Origin of the sequence: Floridaenema evergladense BLCC-F167, assembly GCF_041929205.2 — a bacterium.
In the GTDB taxonomy this organism is placed as follows: Bacteria; Cyanobacteriota; Cyanobacteriia; order Cyanobacteriales; family Aerosakkonemataceae; genus Floridanema; species Floridanema evergladense.
Genome location: NZ_CM171625.1, coordinates 2,110,425 through 2,128,920, shown reverse-complemented (window position 1 = coordinate 2,128,920; position 18,496 = coordinate 2,110,425). Strand labels below are relative to the sequence as shown.

At 43.5% G+C, this 18,496-nt stretch carries 30 protein-coding genes; 1 reads left to right on the top strand and 29 read right to left on the bottom strand.

Annotation, left to right across the window (positions count from 1 at the left end):
- Nucleotides 1-159: 159 nt before the first annotated feature.
- The 5 genes from ACE1CA_RS10325 to ACE1CA_RS10305 form a co-directional block, all read right to left on the bottom strand.
- Complete coding sequence (locus ACE1CA_RS10325; protein ID WP_413276445.1) at nt 160-624, bottom strand: Hsp20/alpha crystallin family protein; 465 nt, start codon at nt 622-624, stop codon at nt 160-162.
- A 194-nt stretch (nt 625-818) separates the two neighbouring features.
- Complete coding sequence (lpxD, locus tag ACE1CA_RS10320) at nt 819-1,859, bottom strand: UDP-3-O-(3-hydroxymyristoyl)glucosamine N-acyltransferase (protein ID WP_413276444.1); 1,041 nt, start codon at nt 1,857-1,859, stop codon at nt 819-821.
- 75 nt (nt 1,860-1,934) lie between these two features.
- Nucleotides 1,935-3,176 (bottom strand): BaiN/RdsA family NAD(P)/FAD-dependent oxidoreductase, encoded by a 1,242-nt coding sequence (locus tag ACE1CA_RS10315; RefSeq protein WP_413276443.1) that lies wholly within the window; start codon nt 3,174-3,176, stop codon nt 1,935-1,937.
- 24 nt (nt 3,177-3,200) lie between these two features.
- Complete coding sequence (locus tag ACE1CA_RS10310) at nt 3,201-3,356, bottom strand: rubredoxin (protein ID WP_413276442.1); 156 nt, start codon at nt 3,354-3,356, stop codon at nt 3,201-3,203.
- Between the two features lie 22 nt (nt 3,357-3,378).
- The gene (locus tag ACE1CA_RS10305) at nt 3,379-3,573 is read right to left on the bottom strand and encodes a hypothetical protein (protein ID WP_413276441.1); all 195 of its coding nucleotides are present in this window, start codon (nt 3,571-3,573) and stop codon (nt 3,379-3,381) included.
- A gap of 386 nt (nt 3,574-3,959) precedes the next feature.
- On the opposite strand from ACE1CA_RS10305, the gene ACE1CA_RS10300 reads away from it, so the two are divergent.
- Entirely contained in the window at nt 3,960-4,532 is a 573-nt protein-coding gene (locus ACE1CA_RS10300) for an SRPBCC family protein (protein ID WP_413276440.1), read from the top strand.
- Nucleotides 4,533-4,645: 113 nt separating this feature from the next.
- Here the strand turns inward: ACE1CA_RS10300 and prfA are convergent, their stop codons facing one another.
- From prfA to rplP, 24 genes are all read right to left on the bottom strand, one after another.
- Nucleotides 4,646-5,740, bottom strand: coding sequence for a peptide chain release factor 1 (gene prfA, locus ACE1CA_RS10295; RefSeq protein WP_413276439.1), 1,095 nt, complete (start codon nt 5,738-5,740; stop codon nt 4,646-4,648).
- Nucleotides 5,741-5,845: 105 nt separating this feature from the next.
- Complete coding sequence (gene rpmE, locus ACE1CA_RS10290) at nt 5,846-6,106, bottom strand: 50S ribosomal protein L31 (RefSeq protein WP_413276438.1); 261 nt, start codon at nt 6,104-6,106, stop codon at nt 5,846-5,848.
- Nucleotides 6,107-6,213: 107 nt separating this feature from the next.
- Complete coding sequence (rpsI, locus tag ACE1CA_RS10285) at nt 6,214-6,669, bottom strand: 30S ribosomal protein S9 (RefSeq protein ID WP_459563567.1); 456 nt, start codon at nt 6,667-6,669, stop codon at nt 6,214-6,216.
- Entirely contained in the window at nt 6,669-7,124 is a 456-nt protein-coding gene (rplM, locus tag ACE1CA_RS10280) for a 50S ribosomal protein L13 (RefSeq protein ID WP_413276437.1), read from the bottom strand. Before rplM ends, rpsI begins: the two co-directional genes overlap by 1 nt.
- A 14-nt stretch (nt 7,125-7,138) precedes the next feature.
- Entirely contained in the window at nt 7,139-8,047 is a 909-nt protein-coding gene (gene truA, locus ACE1CA_RS10275) for a tRNA pseudouridine(38-40) synthase TruA (RefSeq protein ID WP_413276436.1), read from the bottom strand.
- A 34-nt stretch (nt 8,048-8,081) separates the two neighbouring features.
- Complete coding sequence (gene rplQ / locus ACE1CA_RS10270; protein WP_413276435.1) at nt 8,082-8,432, bottom strand: 50S ribosomal protein L17; 351 nt, start codon at nt 8,430-8,432, stop codon at nt 8,082-8,084.
- 166 nt (nt 8,433-8,598) lie between these two features.
- Complete coding sequence (locus ACE1CA_RS10265) at nt 8,599-9,549, bottom strand: DNA-directed RNA polymerase subunit alpha (protein ID WP_413276434.1); 951 nt, start codon at nt 9,547-9,549, stop codon at nt 8,599-8,601.
- A gap of 228 nt (nt 9,550-9,777) precedes the next feature.
- Entirely contained in the window at nt 9,778-10,176 is a 399-nt protein-coding gene (gene rpsK, locus ACE1CA_RS10260; RefSeq protein ID WP_413276433.1) for a 30S ribosomal protein S11, read from the bottom strand.
- A gap of 136 nt (nt 10,177-10,312) precedes the next feature.
- The gene (gene rpsM, locus ACE1CA_RS10255) at nt 10,313-10,696 is read right to left on the bottom strand and encodes a 30S ribosomal protein S13 (protein WP_413276432.1); all 384 of its coding nucleotides are present in this window, start codon (nt 10,694-10,696) and stop codon (nt 10,313-10,315) included.
- A 79-nt stretch (nt 10,697-10,775) separates the two neighbouring features.
- The gene (gene rpmJ, locus ACE1CA_RS10250; RefSeq protein WP_015125759.1) at nt 10,776-10,889 is read right to left on the bottom strand and encodes a 50S ribosomal protein L36; all 114 of its coding nucleotides are present in this window, start codon (nt 10,887-10,889) and stop codon (nt 10,776-10,778) included.
- Between the two features lie 120 nt (nt 10,890-11,009).
- Nucleotides 11,010-11,234 carry a translation initiation factor IF-1 gene (gene infA, locus ACE1CA_RS10245; RefSeq protein WP_006276978.1) on the bottom strand — a complete coding sequence of 75 codons (225 nt, stop codon included), beginning with the start codon at nt 11,232-11,234 and terminating at the stop codon, nt 11,010-11,012.
- 202 nt (nt 11,235-11,436) lie between these two features.
- Nucleotides 11,437-12,003 carry an adenylate kinase gene (locus ACE1CA_RS10240; RefSeq protein WP_413276431.1) on the bottom strand — a complete coding sequence of 189 codons (567 nt, stop codon included), beginning with the start codon at nt 12,001-12,003 and terminating at the stop codon, nt 11,437-11,439.
- Nucleotides 12,003-13,307: a preprotein translocase subunit SecY gene (secY, locus tag ACE1CA_RS10235; RefSeq protein ID WP_413276462.1), complete on the bottom strand. Its 1,305-nt coding sequence runs from the start codon at nt 13,305-13,307 to the stop codon at nt 12,003-12,005. The genes ACE1CA_RS10240 and secY overlap by 1 nt, the downstream gene beginning before the upstream one ends.
- 70 nt (nt 13,308-13,377) lie before the next feature.
- Nucleotides 13,378-13,842, bottom strand: a complete 465-nt coding sequence (gene rplO, locus ACE1CA_RS10230) for a 50S ribosomal protein L15 (RefSeq protein WP_413276430.1) — start codon at nt 13,840-13,842, stop codon at nt 13,378-13,380.
- Between the two features lie 83 nt (nt 13,843-13,925).
- Nucleotides 13,926-14,462, bottom strand: coding sequence for a 30S ribosomal protein S5 (rpsE, locus tag ACE1CA_RS10225; protein ID WP_413276429.1), 537 nt, complete (start codon nt 14,460-14,462; stop codon nt 13,926-13,928).
- Nucleotides 14,463-14,554: 92 nt separating this feature from the next.
- Entirely contained in the window at nt 14,555-14,917 is a 363-nt protein-coding gene (rplR, locus tag ACE1CA_RS10220) for a 50S ribosomal protein L18 (RefSeq protein ID WP_413276428.1), read from the bottom strand.
- A complete protein-coding gene (gene rplF / locus ACE1CA_RS10215) occupies nt 14,914-15,462 on the bottom strand; it encodes a 50S ribosomal protein L6 (protein WP_413276427.1) in 549 nt (182 codons plus the stop codon). Before rplF ends, rplR begins: the two co-directional genes overlap by 4 nt.
- A 139-nt stretch (nt 15,463-15,601) precedes the next feature.
- Entirely contained in the window at nt 15,602-16,003 is a 402-nt protein-coding gene (gene rpsH, locus ACE1CA_RS10210) for a 30S ribosomal protein S8 (protein WP_413276426.1), read from the bottom strand.
- Between the two features lie 10 nt (nt 16,004-16,013).
- Nucleotides 16,014-16,559: a 50S ribosomal protein L5 gene (gene rplE / locus ACE1CA_RS10205; protein WP_413276425.1), complete on the bottom strand. Its 546-nt coding sequence runs from the start codon at nt 16,557-16,559 to the stop codon at nt 16,014-16,016.
- Nucleotides 16,560-16,706: 147 nt separating this feature from the next.
- Entirely contained in the window at nt 16,707-17,060 is a 354-nt protein-coding gene (rplX, locus tag ACE1CA_RS10200; RefSeq protein ID WP_413276424.1) for a 50S ribosomal protein L24, read from the bottom strand.
- Nucleotides 17,060-17,428 (bottom strand): 50S ribosomal protein L14, encoded by a 369-nt coding sequence (gene rplN, locus ACE1CA_RS10195; protein ID WP_413271178.1) that lies wholly within the window; start codon nt 17,426-17,428, stop codon nt 17,060-17,062. The genes rplX and rplN overlap by 1 nt, the downstream gene beginning before the upstream one ends.
- A 168-nt stretch (nt 17,429-17,596) precedes the next feature.
- On the bottom strand, nt 17,597-17,833 hold the full coding sequence (gene rpsQ / locus ACE1CA_RS10190; RefSeq protein WP_413276423.1) for a 30S ribosomal protein S17: 237 nt from the start codon (nt 17,831-17,833) through the stop codon (nt 17,597-17,599).
- Nucleotides 17,834-17,839: 6 nt separating this feature from the next.
- Nucleotides 17,840-18,073 carry a 50S ribosomal protein L29 gene (gene rpmC / locus ACE1CA_RS10185; RefSeq protein ID WP_413276422.1) on the bottom strand — a complete coding sequence of 78 codons (234 nt, stop codon included), beginning with the start codon at nt 18,071-18,073 and terminating at the stop codon, nt 17,840-17,842.
- A gap of 2 nt (nt 18,074-18,075) precedes the next feature.
- The gene (gene rplP / locus ACE1CA_RS10180) at nt 18,076-18,495 is read right to left on the bottom strand and encodes a 50S ribosomal protein L16 (protein WP_073593369.1); all 420 of its coding nucleotides are present in this window, start codon (nt 18,493-18,495) and stop codon (nt 18,076-18,078) included.
- Nucleotide 18,496: the final 1 nt, after the last annotated feature.

The window sequence follows — 18,496 nt, the reverse complement described above, 5'->3', positions numbered from 1 at the left end:
GGGGAAGTTTTGAGTTTTGAGTTAAGAAAATTCACTCAGCAAAATGTTCCCCTTGATTACCCGTAGCAATAAACCCTGAGTATTTGACAAACAATTTGTAAATACTCAGGGTTTAAAATTTAAGTTATGAATTCACTTTTAATGTTTCAATTGCTCAAATTATGAGCCAGAAATTTGCGGTTGTTCGTCAGTGAGGTTGACTTTGAAAACCTTCCGACGTAATTCTTCAGCTTTAGGTAAAGTGAGAGTCAAAATCCCATTCTTAAACTCGGCTTTAGCTTGTTCGTTTTCTACATGAACTGGCAGTTGTACTATGCGTTGAAACTTACCATAACGGAGTTCGGAATGGTATAATCCTTTGTTTTCGGTCTTGGTTTCCGAGTGATGTTCGCCGGAGATGGATACAGCTTCTCTGGTTACTTCAATGTTTAGATCTTTGGCTTCTACACCAGGAATTTCTGCTCTTAAGATTACCTGATTTTCTTCATCTTTGAGTTCTATTGCTGGTGTCCAGTTGATGTTTGCGGGTTGGTGATTAATTTCCAGAAGTTCGTCAAACATTTGATCCATTTGACGACGTAGTGATTCCATGTTAGAGAAGGGTTGCCAACGTACTACTCTCATTGATAACACTCCTTTGGTCAACTTTTAAGGAAATCGGGTTAAATTTCTTTTAAAGTGAGGTTAAAGAGCTAGGTTGAACTTTTGTGGTTGTTCTTTTTGGCATCTTTAACTTACAAATATATGGTGGCTCAATTCAGAGAAATTGTCAGGTCGGGAAACCCTACAAACTTTGTACCTTTTTCCGATAATGGCGGTTAGTTTTCATTACTATGACGCTTCATTTGTCTAAAGAATTGGTACATTTCTGGTAGGCGGCTGTAGATAGCAGAAGCTTTGAGAAAGATTTTGTGAGAAACGGCAGGAATACCGGAGACAATTGTGCCTGGTTCTACATCATTATGAATGCCTGATTTAGCTGTGGCGATCGCCCCATCTCCAATCTGTGCTTGATTGGCAATTCCTACTTGTCCAGCTAATAAAACATTGTTGCCAACTTTCACTCCCCCAGCTAATCCTACTTGTGCTGCTAAGGCGCAATTAGAACCGATTTGGCAACCATGTCCAATTTGTACTAAGTTGTCAATTTTGGTGTTTTGGGCAATGCGAGTTTCTCCGACTGCTGGACGATCGATCGTACTATTACAGCCAATTTCTACCCCGTCTTCTAATACAGCACAACCAGATTGTTCCATTTTGAACCAACCAGATTTGGTGGGTACAAAACCGAACCCTTCGGCACCAATTACTGCGCCACTATGAATCACGCAATTTGCGCCGATTTTACTGCGTTCGTGAATGGTACAATTAGCGTGTAAGGTGGTACGATCGCCAATTTCTGCTCTCGGATAAATCACCACATTGGGATGAATACAAACTTCATTACCGAGTTTTACACCAGCTTGAATTACTACGTTTGGGCCAACATAAATATCTCTACCAATTTGTACCGAAGGATGAATTACTGCTGAGGGATGTATCCCCACATCGGGACGAAAAGGTTTATAAAATAAGGCGATCGCTTTAGCAAATAATAATCTTGGTTCGGCATCAGCTAACCAAGCAATTCCTCGTTCAATAGCTTGTTGCTGCAACTGTTCGTCTGGTGGCAAAATTAAGGCACTAGCGGTAGTTTCATTCACCATTGCCGCAAACTTTCCCCCTTCTATATAACTCAAAGTGCCTGGAGGTGCATCATCGATCGGGGCTAAACCAGTAATTTCTGGATCGAGGTCGCAATTTGATGCCAAGCTATGAAAAGATACGTCTAGTTTTTGGATAACTTCGCTAAATTTCATGGTATTTAAATATTGATTGAACTGCTTCCGGCGTATAGAACACAGAGAAAGAGGAAAGGCGAAAGGCAATAATTCCTAACTTCCCATTGCTTGACCTGCTAACCAAGCGGTTGTCCATGCACTCTGAAAATTAAATCCACCAGTTACACCATCAATATCTAGAATTTCCCCGGCAAAGTAAAGCCCCGGAGAACACTTACTTTCCATCGTTTTAAAATTTACTTCTTTTAAGTCCACGCCACCGCAGGTAACAAATTCTTCCTTAAAAACTCCTTTGCCGCTAATCTGGTATTCACCTTGAGTAATTTCCTGGATTAATTGATTGAGGGTTTTATTAGAAAGTCCCGCCCATCTGTCTTCCGAGGCAATATTTACACGGGCAATTAAATATTCCCACAAACGTCTGGGGAGGAGAAGCGGACAAGTGGTGGAAATTTGCCTTTGTGGTAATTGCGATCGAACTGCTAACAATTGTTTCCGTAAAAATTCGGGGTTAGAATCGGGAATCCAATTAATTATTAATTTTGCTTGGTAGTGATTTTCGTGTAAAATTCTCGCACTCCAAGCGGAAAGTTTTAAAATTGCTGGGCCACTTAAACCCCAGTGAGTAATTAAGATTGCGCCTGGTTGTTCAAAATGGGTTTTACCTGCTATTTGTAAGCGCAATTTGACTTTTTCAACGCTGACTCCAGCTAATTCTGTTAATTGTCGATCGCTAATATTAAAAGTAAATAAAGATGGGACTGGCGATACAATTTGATGACCTAATGTTTTGGCAATTTGATATCCTGAAGGGTTACTACCGGAAGCTAGGAGAAGACGATCGCAAATCATCACCTCGCCATCTTTCAACCGTACTGCAAATTTACTTAATTCTCCGGGTATTTGCCCAACTGAGGAGACTCTGACTTTTGTTCGCAGTTCTATTCCTAAACTTTTCGTGGTTTTGAGTAGACAGTTGGCGATCGTTCCTGAATCATCAGTTACGGGAAACATCCTCCCATCTGACTCAGTTTTGAGTTCCACACCTTGCGCCGCCAACCAAGCAACCATATCCTTTGGTTGAAATCGGCAAAAAGCGCCCCGCAAAGCTTTACCTCCTCTAGGATAATACTGCACTAATTCCCCAGGTTCAAAGCAAGCATGAGTCACGTTACATCTTCCCCCACCGGAAATCCGCACTTTGGTCAAGGGTTCATGACTTGCTTCTAAAATGGTAATTTCTACATCAGGATGAGCTTGAGCGCAGGTAATAGCACCGAAAAATCCTGCCGCCCCACCACCGATAACTACAATTTTTATTGGTTTTACACTCAATTTAGAATCGCTGAACGGATTTAACTACTCTTCAAGTTCTTCAAAAGCGTCTTTAGTCGCCCCACAAACTGGACATACCCAATCATCGGGGAGGTCTTCAAACGCTATACCTTCTCCATCTTGATTGCCTTCTAGTGGGTCGTAAACCCAACCGCAATCGCCACATACGTATGGTTCCATTTTGCTATTTCCTCACAAGGTTTTACCAGACGGTTTCTTGCAAATAGCTGAGGATGCCTGTAATTATACAGAACAGTATTAACACCCAAATTATGCCACCTGGAAGAAAACTGAGGATACCCATGCCTCTGAGTACCCAAACAACTAAGGTAATGCCCAGAATTAACCCAAAAATCGAAATAAATCTCCAATTCCCTGGACTCGGTGTTCTAGCCACGATGTTTTTTCCGAAATTCGTCTTTGATTATGCCACACCGCTTTAACAAGCTGTTTCTATTGTTCTGCTGGTTTATTAAACTGCTAGAGGCTTGAAAATTAGGCAAATACTATAGTACAGGTAGAAAATTTTCGATCGCATCCCAGTTTTCCCACAGAGCGATTTTGAGTTTAAATCGCCGGATTTGGTGATTAATTAGGTAATTTGCCCATCTCATTTTCCTAACAGCCAAAGATTTGGAAAAACTTTATTGTAACTTTGCACTTTCTTCAACTGAGACGGGTATTTTAATAAATAGGCAGGGAAGAACACCTAAGTTTTTAATTTGTTAGGGAACTTCGAGCCTTGGACTGTATTCCCTATTAGTAATAAATTGTTAAGCAATAATGACTACACTTTGTATATCGGAACCTACTGTGAGTGTAAAAGACGTGGTGTGGAATCAACAGCAACAGAAAGCGTTGGTGTCTGGGGAAGTTTTGCTGGAAACAAGAAATCACTCAGCTTGGGGTGGTGCTTGTACCGCTTCGATGTACTTGCCTTGTCAGCGATCGCACGCTTGGCAACAATTAACTGATTATCCCCGCTGGGTACATTACTTCCCAGACTTAATCCGTAGCGAAGTCATCAATAGAGGAGATAGTCTTACTGGTAAAGGCAAGCGCCTTTATCAGATTGGTCGCAAAGCTTTCTTAATGTTCTCTGCGGAAGTAGAAATTTACCTGAAAGTCATAGAAACATTACAGCAGCAAATTCAATTCCGTATGGAAAAAGGCAGTTTTACAGACTTTAATGCTGACTTAAAACTACAAGATTGGAGTAATGGTACTTTGCTGACCTATAGCGTCCAAGCAACCCCAACTATTCCCGTACCTTCACTTTTTATTCAACAAGCAATGCTTTTAGATTTACCAGCTAATATGCGAAAAATGCGTCAAGTTATTTGTGCTGCTACTTAAAAGTTGTTCCGATCGATCGCTTCTCACACAAATTCTGTTTATTTAAACTTAAAAATAGGAATGGGGAAGAGTTAAAAAATAACCCTTCCCCATTCCTATTAGTAATAATTCCCTTATGAACTAGCAGCAGTTAATTCTGCTAAACGTTGCTGTTGATCTTGAGAAATACAAGCTTGGATTGCGTCTTCGATATCCCCTTCCAGAAAGCTGTTTAGAGAAAAGTTATGGTTTAGGCGATGGTCAGTCACCCGGTTATCTTTGTAATTATAGGTGCGAATTTTTTCCGATCGCGAACCAGTACCAACCTGCTTCAAGCGCATCGAAGATACTTCCTCTTGCTGTTTCCGCAGTTCCATCTCATAAAGTCGAGCCCGCAAAATTTGCATCGCCCGTTCCTTATTTTGCAGCTGGCTGCGTTCTTGAGTACAAAAAATCCGAATTCCTGTAGGCTTGTGGAACAAGTCAGCGGCTGTTTCCACCTTGTTCACGTTTTGTCCACCAGCACCACCAGACCTGGCTGTAGTCATTTCAATATCCTTCGGATCGATATGTACTTCCACATCATCCACTTCTGGCATTATCGCAACAGTAGCCGTAGAAGTATGAACTCTCCCACCAGCCTCAGTCACAGGTACTCTTTGGACGCGGTGAACTCCAGCCTCAAATTTCAGCTTACTGTAAACTTGATCGCCCTTGATTTCCAAAACGACTTCTTTAAAACCGCCCATTTCCGCCAAGGACTCACTAAGCACTTGTACTTTCCAGTCTTGAGCTTCTGCGTAGCGGGAATACATCCGCACTAAGTCGCCAGCCCAAATACTAGCTTCATTGCCTCCTGTTCCCGCCCGAATTTCTAACATGATGTTTTTATCATCGTTAGGATCGCGGGGAAGAAGCAGGATCGTCAGTCTTGTTTCCAGTTGTTCAATTTTCTCTTCTAGTTCTTCTACTTCCAAAGCGGCGATCGCTTGTAATTCGGAATCGCCGTTAGCCTCTTTAAGAACTTGTTTAGCACCGACTAACTCTTCTTGAGCAGTTTTCCATCGATCGTAAGTGTCCACCACTTCTTCCAAGGAAGAACGGGCTTTAGCCACTTTTTGATATTCTGTAGGATCGCTTGCCACATCAGGATCTGCCAGTCGTCGGTTTAGTTCGTTGAAAGTTTGTTCAACAGAGTTAAGTTTATCGAGCAGGTAAGTTTCAGCCATAGTCAGTTGCCAGTTGTTGTCAGTTGTTAGTGAATTAAAAGTTAAAGGTAGGTTGTTAGTAGGTAAGGCTACAAACAACGGACTACCGACAATATGACTAGCCTGCTACTTTCTCTTTTTGCCACCGCCTCTTTGAGGTTGTGCTTGTCCTTCTTCGCCTTCCAACATTCCATATTTGCGGCGGAAGCGTTCGACTCGTCCTTCGGTGTCGATAATCTTTTGTGTACCAGTGTAGTAAGGATGGTTCCCTGACCAGACATCAACGTGAAGTTCTGGTTTGGTAGAACCAACGGTCATTACTAATTGACCGTTACAGTAAACTTTAGCCTCTGGATACCAAGTAGGGTGAATATCTGGTTTTGCCATTTTGCTTTTTCCTCAAGATCTTTTTTGTCATTTATTGTTTGTCATTTGTCATTTGTTCACCTCTTTCACTAATGACTAATGACTAATGACCAATGACTAATAACATTCTAACGTTTTGAGTACTGAGGTGCTTTACGAGCTTTGTGTAAGCCGTATTTCTTCCGTTCTTTTGCTCTAGGATCGCGGGTGAGATAACCTTCGGTTTTTAAGGGTTTACGGTTGTCTGGGTCTAGTTGACACAGGGCTCTAGCTATGCCTAACCGGATAGCATCAGCTTGTCCTGCTACTCCGCCGCCTTCAGCTTTCACGATCACGTCGTAATCGTTTTCCAATCCCAAGGTTTCTAGGGGTGCTTTTGCCAGAATCAGGAAAGCGGGGTTGAATTGGAGGTATAAGTCTCCGGGTTTGCCGTTGATGGTCATTTGACCGCTTCCGGGTACTAAACGGACTCTGGCGACGGCAGATTTCCGCCGACCTGTTCCCCAGTACATGACGCGATCGTTGTTGACGGTGCGATCGCGTAGTGTGCCGTTAGGCGTATCGCTCTGTTCTGCTGCCTGCATTATGCTTCTCCTCCGGGAATGGTATTAATCTTAACTTCTTGGGGTTTTTGCGCTTGGTGGGGGTGGTCAGGGCCGGGATAAACTTTTAGCTTGGTAAATAAACTTCTGCCTAAAGAGTTTTTGGGCAACATTCCCCGTACAGCCTCTTCGATAATTCTTTCAGGAATTCGTTGTTGTAATTGAGCGAAAGTCTCAGATTTTAACCCCCCTGGTCTACCAGAGTGGCGATAGTAGATTTTCTGAGTCCGTTTTTTGCCTGTAACTTGCACTTTTTCGGCATTAACCACTACCACAAAACCACCTGTATCCAGATGTGGCGTATATTGTGGCAGATTTTTGCCTCTGAGAATTACAGCAATTTCACTGGCTAATCTTCCCAGACGTTGGTCAGCAGCATCGATCAGATACCACTGGCGGTCTGTGGGATTTTGCGGAGGTAAGTAAGTTTTGTTCATCTGTTTATAATTAGTCAAGAAATTTTAGGATGTTCCCAGAACATAAATTTAGGTTGGTTATCAAACCAAACTTCTGGGGGAAAGGGAAATTCGGGATAACCGACGCGCAGCAAACACAATCCGTTAGGGGGTGCGGCGTATTTTACTTCGTCGCGACGTTGGTTGACCCAAAGTTGGGTAAACTCTGCTGGCGATCGCTCTCCTCTACCCACCTGCACTAGCAGTCCCACCAGTAGCCGCACCATGCCATACAAAAAGCCATTTGCCTGAATTTCTATATGGATAAATGCGCCTTCGCGATCCTTGCTATCGCACACGCTGGCGCGAACGCATTTTGCTGCTTGAACTTCTACCCAAGAGTGAGCGCGACCGGAGTTTGAACGATGGAAAGCTGTCAAATCGTGCTTCCCAATCAAGGGATCGAGGGCGGCTTGCATTTGAGTTGCGTCTAGTGGCGCATAATAATAATGCCAAGCAAAGGGTCTAACAAACAAGTTTGGTTGGCTGTCTGTATATATACTGTACCGATAACGTCGCCAACTAGCTGAGAAGCGAGCGTGCCATCTAGAATTTACTTCGGCTGAAGCCAGTATTAATACATCTTTAGGCAGTTGAGTATTAAGAACCGTTGCCCATTTTTCTGGGGGAATGGAACTTGTGGTTTCAAAGTGAGCTACTTGAGCGGCTGCATGGACACCTGCATCGGTTCTTCCGGCACCGTAAAGGGTGACTGGTCGTTTTTCGATGCAAGCGAGTACTTTTTCGATCTCTTCTTGTACCGTGCGTTGTCCTACTTGTCTTTGCCAACCGTGAAAATGAGTACCCAGGTACTGAATCACCAAGGCAACTCGCCGTGATGATTTGAGATTTTTTAGATTCCCGACTTCTTGAAGAAGTCGGGAATCTAGATCTGGAGTAGTCATAGTCAATCTCAAATCTCAAAAATCCCAAATCAGTTCACACTAGCTCAATAATTGCCATTTCTGCGTTGTCCCCGCGACGGTTTACCGTCCGCAGAATGCGAGTATAGCCACCTTGACGATTGCTGTAGCGTTCTCCGACTTGTTCAAACAAGGCGTGAACTAGCTGTTTGTCGTAAAGATAACCTATTGCTTGACGACGAGCCGCTAAGGAACCATCTTTAGCTAAGGTGATGATCCGATCGGCTTCCGATCGCACCGCCTTTGCTCTAGGAACCGTAGTTTCAATCCGACCATGACGTAACAATTGAGTTGTCAGCGCTCTTAACAGCGCCTTTCGCTGGTCAGCTGGCTTGCTTAATTGTGGGATACGACGACCGTGACGCATAAGTTTTCCTTGTCTATCTTGAAAAAAGTTATGAGTTTTGAGTTTTGAATTTTGAGTTTTGAATTATTGTACGGGCGGGTTTAGTAAACAACTTTTGTCACTCACAGATAATTTCTGAGCAAAACCCGCCCCTACGAACTCATAACTCATAACTTAAAACTATTTATTAAGCGTTAGGTTTGGCAGATTTCTCTTTCGGCAAAGTGATCCCTAAGCGTTTTTGTAAAGCTTCGATCACTTCTTCGGCTGATTTCTGACCAAAGTTTTTGATTTCCAGTAAATCTTCCTGGGTGTAATCCAGTAGGTCTGCTACTGAGTTAATTTGTGCCCGTTTTAAACAGTTATAAGCCCGAACTGAGAGGTGTAGTTCTTCGATCGGAATTTGGCTGGTCGGGTCTTGTTCGTCGGATGGTTCGGGTCCGATCGCATGAGTACTAATATCAGTTAGCGGCTGAAATAAATCCACCAACAGATTAGCCGCTTGGGACAGTGCTTCTTGGGGACTAATGCTACCATTCGTCCAAATTTCCATCAACAGACGGTCTTTCTCCTGAGAACCATCAGCCCGCACTTCTTCAATGCTGTAGTTGACCTTCCGAACTGGCATAAATACTGCGTCGATTTGGAGGAAATCCAAAGCCGCAGATTCGTCATGTCCCCGGTCTACGGAACGATAACCCTTTCCGGTTTCCATCCGAAATTCGATTTCTAATTTGGCTCCTGGTGACAGTGTTGCGACATATTGACTGGGGTCTACTACCTCCACCTCGGAGGGCAAGTCAAATTGGGAGGCAATCACTGTTCCGGGGCCTGTTGCCACTAGACGACCGATTTGCGGGCCAGAAGCGTGACTTTTGAAGACTATTTCTTTCATGTTTAAAAGAATCTCCAGCACGTCTTCCCGCACTCCTGGAATTGTGGCAAACTCGTGATTAACTCCGGCGATGCGGACGGCTGTAACGGCTGTTCCTGGTAAATTGGACAGTAGTACTCGCCTTAATGCGTTGCCAACAGTGGTTCCTTGACCTCTTTCCAGGGCTTCTAGGACAAATTTGCTGTATTGACCCCGATTTTTCTCAATGTTAGACTCGACACATTCAATGTGAAACTGCGCCACTTCGTCTCCCCCGTTCTTCCTAGCTCCATTGCCGATCAGGATTTTTAGGATAAGAGGATTTCATGATTTTAAATTTTTTAATCCTGAAATTCTGAAATCTTTAAATCCTGATACCTATTTGCTTTTAGCTGAATTGTCCAGATGCTTACCCAGCAAAATACTCACCTTGTTTTTAGGGTGAGAAGACCTGATATTCCTCTGCACACACTTTTGGAAACAGTCCCTTTTCTACACTCGGCGACGTTTGGGAGGGCGACAGCCGTTGTGGGGAATGGGAGTAATGTCGCGAATTAGGGTAATTTCTAATCCTGCGCCTTGAAGTGCTCGGATTGCGGTTTCCCGTCCTGCACCGGGACCGCTCACCATGACTTCGATTTGCCGCATTCCTTGATCGATCGCTCGTCTAGCCGCACCTTCCGCCGCTGTTTGCGCCGCAAAAGGGGTGCCTTTTTTCGCTCCCTTAAATCCACTCGAACCTGCGGAAGCCCAAGAGATCACATCGCCATTTTGATCGCTAATGGTAACGATCGTATTGTTAAAAGTTGACTGAATGAAAGCTATCCCATTGGGTACATTACGCTTTTGCTTTTTTGTCCCCGGTTTTCTTGCTGTTTGTTGTCGCGCCATATCGCTCTATCGCTGAGTTTTAACTTAAAACTTGTTGGTTGTAATATTCTGAGATACTTACACGATTCAAAATAGAAAATGCAAAATTCAAAATTAGCCGATTTTTGAACTTTGAATTTTTCATTTTGAATTCTACTTATTTCTTAGCTGGTGCTTTCTTCTTACCTGCCACAGTTAAACGTCTACCACGACGAGTCCGCGCATTAGTCCGAGTTCGTTGACCCCGCACTGGTAATCCGCTCCGATGACGACGACCGCGATAACTAGCAATGTCAATCAGGCGCTTGATGTTCATTGCTTCCCAACGCCTGAGATCGCCTTCTACTTGATAGTTACTTTCGATCGTGGCTCGCAGTGCTGCGACTTCCACATCGCTAAGGTCTTTCACACGAGTGTCGGGATTAATTTCAGTCTCAGCCAGAATTTCTTTTGACCTAGTTAATCCGATTCCATAAATATAGGTCAGACCGATTTCTACCCGCTTGTCACGCGGAAGGTCTACCCCGGCAATTCTAGCCACGCTTGCTTCCCCCTAATCTTTGATGGTTGCTCCAAAAGTTTTCTCGAACTAAAATGCTCTTAAATAGGATCTGCTTTGGTTAACCTTGGCGTTGTTTATGCTTTGGGTTGGTGCAGATGACCATAACTCTACCGCGTCTGCGAATCACGCGGCATTTTTCACAAATTTTGCGAACTGATGCTCTAACTTTCATGCCTCTTTTTGGCTTGGACTACAAACTAAGTATTATATCATTTCCTATTTTATTTGTCAGTCAATTAACGTCTCAAATAGAGTTAACTGATTTTGGCAGAGCAGCTAAATCAATCTACTCTTACTTTTTCCTTAAGCGATATGTAATTCGACCTTTGGTTAAGTCGTAAGGAGTTAGCTCTACTTTGACGCGATCGCCTGGTAAGATTTTGATGTAATTACGACGAATCTTCCCGGAAATGTGGGCTAAAACATTAAACCCATTATCCAGGTCTACTCTGAACATGGCATTAGGTAATGATTCAGTTACGGTTCCTTCCATTTCAATTAAGTCTTGTTTAGACAATGGTTTTTTTCCTCAACTCGACAATTTAGTATGATTTAAACTGTTACCAGATTGTTTTTCCCAGCAATAGAGCCAAGAAGCCCTAAACATTTTAACATAACGGAGCAAATTCTCTGGGCAATCCTCAGCTAAGGATACCTGGGAGAGATTTTTGAATGGGTTAGTTAAGAACCCATTCAATCGATCGGGGAAAAATCATGGTTTAGCAACTCAAATCGACAGCTTTTTGCAATTCTGCTGTAACTTCTTCCATCGATTGATTACCTTGAATAGAGACGAGTAGGTGACGCTCGTTATAGTAATGGATCAAAGGTGCGGTTTGTTCGCGATAAACTTCCAAACGACGAAGAATTACTTCTTCGGTATCATCTTTTCTACCGCGTTTGAGCAACCGATCGACAATGATTTGATCTGGGACTTCTAGGTTAATTACGCGATCGCATTTTTGCTGTAATTTATTGAGCAACTCATCCAAAAATTCAGCCTGAGTCACATTCCGAGGAAAGCCATCTAAAATCCAACCTGACTGAGCATCAGACTCAGACAACCTTTGGCTTACCATATCTAAAATTAATCGATCGGGAACCAGTTCACCCTTATCCTGATATGACTTAGTTTCACGACCCAAATGAGTATTTTTAGCCACCTCATTGCGTAAAATTTCCCCAGTAGAAATATGGGGAATATTACATAACTGAGCTAACTTTTGTGCTTGAGTTCCTTTACCCGCCCCAGGCGCTCCCAGAAAAATCAATCGCGTCGCTGTCACTACTCTTTCACCATTCCTTCATATCGTTGAGAAATTACATAAGTCTGGATTTGTTTTGACGTATCGATCGCCACACCTACCAGAATCAACAGAGAAGTTGCACCCAACCCTCTAAAAGTTCCCACAGTAGCACTTTCTACCGCTGTAGGTACGATCGCCACCACACCCAAGAAAACCGCACCCAAAAAAGTCAAGCGATTGAGAACTCTTTCCACATATTCGCTAGTAGCTTTACCTGGGCGAATACCCGGAATACTAGAACCCATTTTCTTCAAGTTTTGTGCCAAATCTACCGGGTTGACAATCAACGAAGCGTAGAAATAGCTAAAGAAAAGAATCAAAATCAAATAAGTAATCACATAAACTGGACTACCAGGATTCAGATAAGAAGCTGCTACCTTGTTTAAAGTTTCATTTTGGACAAAATTTGCCAAAGAAGCAGGTAAAAACAGCACAGCAGAGGCAAAAATAATCGGCATTACTCCGCCTTGATTCAAACGCAAAGGCAAATAACTGCTTTTTTCTAAATACAATTTGCGTCCTACTTGGCGACGTGCAGAAATAATTGGAATCCGGCGACTACCTTCTTGGACAAAAACAATCCCGACAATCATCACCAAGAATACAACCAAGAGAATAATTACCTTACCGATAATTTCTCTACCGCCTGTTTGAGCCAAATCAATGGTAGCGGCGAAAGACTTTGGTACAACAGAGACAATATTCAGAAAAATCAGCAGAGAAGCTCCATTACCAACCCCGCGTTCTGTAATCAGTTCCGAAACCCACATCACAAACATAGCGCCTGCGGTGAGAGCGATCACCGTTTTGGCATAAAACCAAAATCCGGGATTGCCACCTTCTGCAAATGGACTAACCCAAATAGAAATGCCGATACTTTGAATTACAGCCCAAACTACAGCTACATAGCGCGTCCACTGAGAAATCTTCCGACGACCTGCTTCCCCTTCATTTTTCTGAAGATTTTCCAAAGTAGGAAGGGCAGCGGTGAGTAGCTGCATGATAATCGAAGCATTAATGAAAGGCAGAATACCCAAGGCAAAAATACCCAAAGCAACGATCCCGCCTCCAGAGAACAAATCCAACAAGCCAACTAAGGGGCTATTTTGCACTTGCGCTCTAAATGCTTCCCGATTAATTCCTGGTACTGGTAAGAAAACACCGAATCTTACCAAAATTAACAGTCCTAAAGTGACAAGCAGCCTACCGCGAAGTCCAGCTGCTTGGGCTAATTGAGCGAATGTCTCCTGCGCCGTGGGAGCTTTTTCTCGACTGATCATAATTTCCGGTTTACCTCTTGGCGTTCACCTAGCGTGTGACGAGCATTGTATCCTGGCAATAGCTTGTCTTAGGTTAACCTCTGGCTCTAGTATTCTCTACCACTTCACAAGTGCCACCTGCGGCTTCTATTTTGCTGCGGGCTCCAGCTGTAAAAGCTGCGGCTGTTACTCGCAAAGGTGTGCTTAACTCTCCATCACCCAAAAGTTTGAGTGGCCCATTGTTACCTGTGATGATACCAGCCTCTATGAGGGAATCCAGGGTTACTTCAGTATTAGCTGGGAGGGATGCCAGTTTACTTACATTGATCGTAGTGTACTGGCGAGGGTTGATTACGGTAAAGTGTTTTAATTTGGGTAAACGCCGATACAAGGGTTGTTGTCCACCTTCAAATCCGGGTCTAGTGCTGCCGCCAGAACGAGCTTTTTGACCGCGCATCCCTTTACCAGCGCTGGCACCTTGTCCAGCAGAAACACCTCGACCTAGACGGCGACGGCGTTTTTTTGAGCCTTGTTTAGGCAGAGCATCATTTAGTCTCATAGTCTTTTTTCCTTAGTTCTTTAGTCATTTTTTCAATCGATTTTAGATTTTGGATTTAATCGAAAATCTAAATTGACCAATGACTATCCAAAGATATTTTCTAGTGGAATTCCCCGGTCTTCAGCTACTTCTGTAAAAGTTCTCAGGGTTTCTAGGGCGTTAACGGTAGCTCTGGCGTTGTTTAGTGGGTTGCTGGAGCCGAGTTGTTTGGCTAGAATGTTGCGGACTCCGGCTAATTCCAATACGGTACGGACTGCGCCACCTGCGATTACTCCTGTACCTGGGGCTGCCGGACGCATCATGACTTTGGCTCCGCCGCCTTTGCCTTTGATGGGGTGAGGAATGGAGTTAGACTTGGTGAGGGGAATTTCGACTAGATGTTTTTTCCCGTCAGCTACGCCTTTTCTGACTGCGCCGATTACGTCGCTGGCTTTGCCGACTCCGACTCCGACTTGACCGCGTTCGTTGCCTACGACTACGATCGCACGGAAGCTAAGTTTTTTCCCACCCTTAACTACTTTACTAACCCGACGGATTTGAATCACCCGTTCTTGCCAGGTAGTTTCTTTTTCTTTAGGACGGCTGCCTTTTTTACCGCGACCTTTCTCTTTTTCTGCCATATTTTTTCCTTGATTGTTTGTTATTTGTCATTTGTCAGTTGATTATTTGTCATTTGTTTTTTCTTTCACCAATGACCAATGACTAATCACAATTAAAAATCTAATCCGGCTTCACGGGCTGCGTCAGCTAATGCTTTAATCCGACCGTGATAAATATTACCACCCCGGTCAAAAACTACTTTTTGAATGCCTTTTTCCAGAGAACGTTGGGCGATTAATTTCCCAACTTCCATAGAAGCAGCACAGGTAGATTTTGAATCCAAACTTTCTCTTAAGGATGGCTCCACTGTAGAAGCAGCAACTAAGGTGTGATGTTGAGTATCGTCGATTACCTGAGCATAAATATGCTCGTGGGAACGAAATACTGCCAATCTGGGACGTTCTGGGGTACCAAAAACCTTGCGACGAATCCGACGATGGCGATTTTCTTTTGATTCTCTGCGAGTAAGCTTCATTTCTTCCCTGCCTTACCAGCTTTACCTGCTTTACGTCTGACTACTTCTCCGGCATAGCGAATGCCTTTGCCTTTGTAAACTTCTGGTGGGCGGACGGCACGAATTTTAGCTGCCAGATTACCCACTAGTTCTTTGTCGATGCCACTAACTGTGACGTTTACGTTACCTTCCACTGCCATTTGGATGCCGGGGGGTGGTTCAATTTTGACTTCGTGGCTGTAGCCGACAACTAAAACCAAATTGCCAGCGTCTACTCTAGCCCGATAACCAACCCCTTGAATTTCTAAACGGCGTTGGAATCCATTGGAAACACCTTCTACCATGTTGGCAACTAAGGTGCGAGATAATCCGTGTAGCTGACGGAGGGTGCGGGAGTCGTTTTCCCGCAGTACGTTTAAGGTTTCTCCCTCTTGCTGCACGATGATTCCTTGGGGGAGAACTCTAGATAGTTCTCCTTTTGGCCCTTTGACGGCAATTTTTTGGTCTTCAATTGCCACTGTAACCTTATTAGGTACGCTAATAGGACGCTTACCAATCCGAGACATGGCAAATTTTTCCTCTGTTATTTATCACTTGTCATTTGTCTTATGTCATTTGTCATTTGTATGAGTTCTCCATAACTAGTCGGGAAAGCGAATCTTAGTTAACTATTAACCAATGACTAATGACTTTTGACTTTTGACTTTACCAGACATAGCAAAGCACTTCTCCACCTACATTTTGGCGGCGGGCTTCGCGATCGGTCATAATCCCACTAGAAGTAGAGATGATCGCAATCCCAATTCCACCCAAAACTCTCGGTAAATCTTTGCGATTTGAGTAAACTCGCAATCCAGGTTTACTAACTCTTTTGAGAGCAGTAATAATCGGTTGGCGATTTTTTCCTTTGTATTTTAAAGAGATTACGAGATGTTTTTGTACACCTTCGCCATCCTCAACAAACTCACCAATGAAACCTTCATCTTGTAAAACTTTGGCTATTGAGCGAGTCATTCTGGTTGCGGGAACCTTTGTGGTTTGATGCCGCGCTAAGTTTGCGTTGCGGATGCGCGTTAGCATATCTGCAATTGTGTCGTTTACCGCCATCTTTTCCTCCTTATTGATCGCGGAAAGGCATCCCAAAAGCCTTGAGTAAGGCGCGGCCTTCTTCATCGGTTTTGGCTGTGGTAATAATGGAGATGTCCATGCCACGAATTTGGTCGATTCTGTCGTATTCGATTTCGGGAAATATCAGTTGTTCTCTTACGCCTAAGCTGTAGTTACCACGACCATCGAAGCTTTTGGGGCTGATGCCGCGAAAGTCTCTAATCCGGGGTAGTGCTAGGTTGATTAATCGATCGAGAAAAGCATACATTCGATCGCCCCGTAAAGTCACCATAATTCCCACTGGCATTCCTTCACGAATTTTAAAACCTGCGATCGCTTTTTTCGCTCTAGTAACTACTGGTTTTTGACCAGCAATTAAACCAATTTCAGTCAGTGAAGATTCCAAAGCTTTGGCATTACTAGCCGCTTCTCCTAAACCTCGGTTCAGGGTCACTTTAACGATCTTCGGTACCTGATGAATATTCGTGTAATTGAATTGTTCTTTGAGTTTAGGAACAATTGTTTCTTGGTAAGTGGTTTTTAGTCTTTGTGCCATTGTTTTTACCTGTTTTTCCTGGGCTTGGTCAGGAACTTTTACATTTTCGGTCTGAGATTTTAGAATTAGGATTTTCGATTAATTGTCAATCCGACAAATCAAATAATCAATCCTGTCCATCAAGTAAATCCTTAAATCCCGATCGATCTATTTGTCGATAATTTCCCCAGTTTTTTTTAACATCCGCACTTTTTTACCAGCTTCAGTAAAGGTATAGCAAATGCGACTAGCGACATTTTGCTTAGTGGAATAGTGCATGACATTAGAACTGTGAATTGGTGCTTCAAAAGTAATAATCCGACCAGATTCACCTTCTTGTTGGGGTTTAACGTGCTTAGTTCTGATATTGACACCTTGAACTACTACCTGACTTTCTTCAGGTATTGCCCGAATAATTTCTCCGACTTTACCTTTATCTTTACCGGAGATTATTTGTACGGTGTCGCCTTTTTTAACGTGCATTTTAGTACGTTCTTTTTGGGCTTTTTTAGTTTGAGCCATTACAGCACCTCCGGGGCGAGGGAAACTATTTTGGTGTAGTTTTTGTCACGCAGTTCCCGAGCTACAGGGCCGAAAACGCGAGTGCCTTTGGGGTTGCCATCGGCGTTGATAATGACAGCGGCGTTATCGTCGAAACGAATACTCATGCCGCTTTCGCGACGCAGAGCTTTTTTGGTACGCACGATGACTGCCCGCACTACGTCTGATTTTTTCACTGCCATGTTGGGGATTGCGTCTTTCACGACGGCGATAATCACATCACCCACATGACCATAGCGGCTGTTTCCGGCACCTAAAACCCGGATACACATTAATTGTTTGGCTCCGCTATTATCAGCAACATTGAGGTAGGTTTGGGGTTGAATCATAGCTTTGGGATTGGGGAATTGGAAAAAGCGTGAATTGGGAATTGGTAGTTGGTAGTTGGCAATAGTTTTGAGTTATGAGTTATGAGTTTTAAGTTAATTAATTCAAAACTCAAAACTTAAAACTTAGAACTTAAAATTACTATTTACCGATTACCGATTACCGCCTGACTACTTGAGAATTTCGGCAACTTCCCAGCGTTTGGTACGGCTTAAAGGACGAGTTTCTCTGATACGAACGCGATCGCCTTCGTTACACTTATTTTCCTCATCATGGGCTTTATACTTTTTGGTTCGCACCACGATTTTGCCGTATTTGGGGTGAGGGGAACGGTTTTCGATCGCCACCACCACCGTTTTATCCATCTTGTTACTAACAACTAATCCGACTCTTTCTTTAACAGCCATTACTCTCTACTCCTGTTCTGCTTCTGGTTTCCCTTGAGCAGCTGCTTTTTGACGTTCGCCTTCCACCATCAACAATTGAGCTAAACGATGTTTAGCGTGTCTAAACTGGTGTGGCTTTTCCAACTGGCGAGTTGCTTTTTGTAAACGCAACTTAAACAATTGTTGTTTAACTTCGAGTATTTCCTTGGCTAGTTCTGCGTCAGACAAGTCTCTGGCTTCAGAAATCTTTGATAAAGGCATCTTTACACCTGCTCCTCAGAACGCACAACAAATTTAGTTTTAATTGGCAACTTATTAGCCGCCAAACGCATAGCTTCACGAGCGGTTTCTTCAGGTACACCAGTGATTTCAAACATAATTCTTCCCGGCTTCACCACCGCCACCCAAAACTCAGGCGCACCTTTACCAGAACCCATCCGAGTTTCTGCGGGGCGCATCGTTACAGGTTTGTCAGGAAAAATCCGAATCCAGATTTTGCCACCCCGACGAATGTAGCGAGTCATCGCCCGACGACTAGCCTCAATTTGCCGAGAAGTGATCCAAGCAGGTTCTAGAGCTTGCAGACCAAAATCACCAAAATTAAGGTCACTACCCCGATAAGCCAAACCTGTCATCCGCCCGCGTTGTTGTTTACGGAATTTTGTTCTCTTAGGACTTAACATA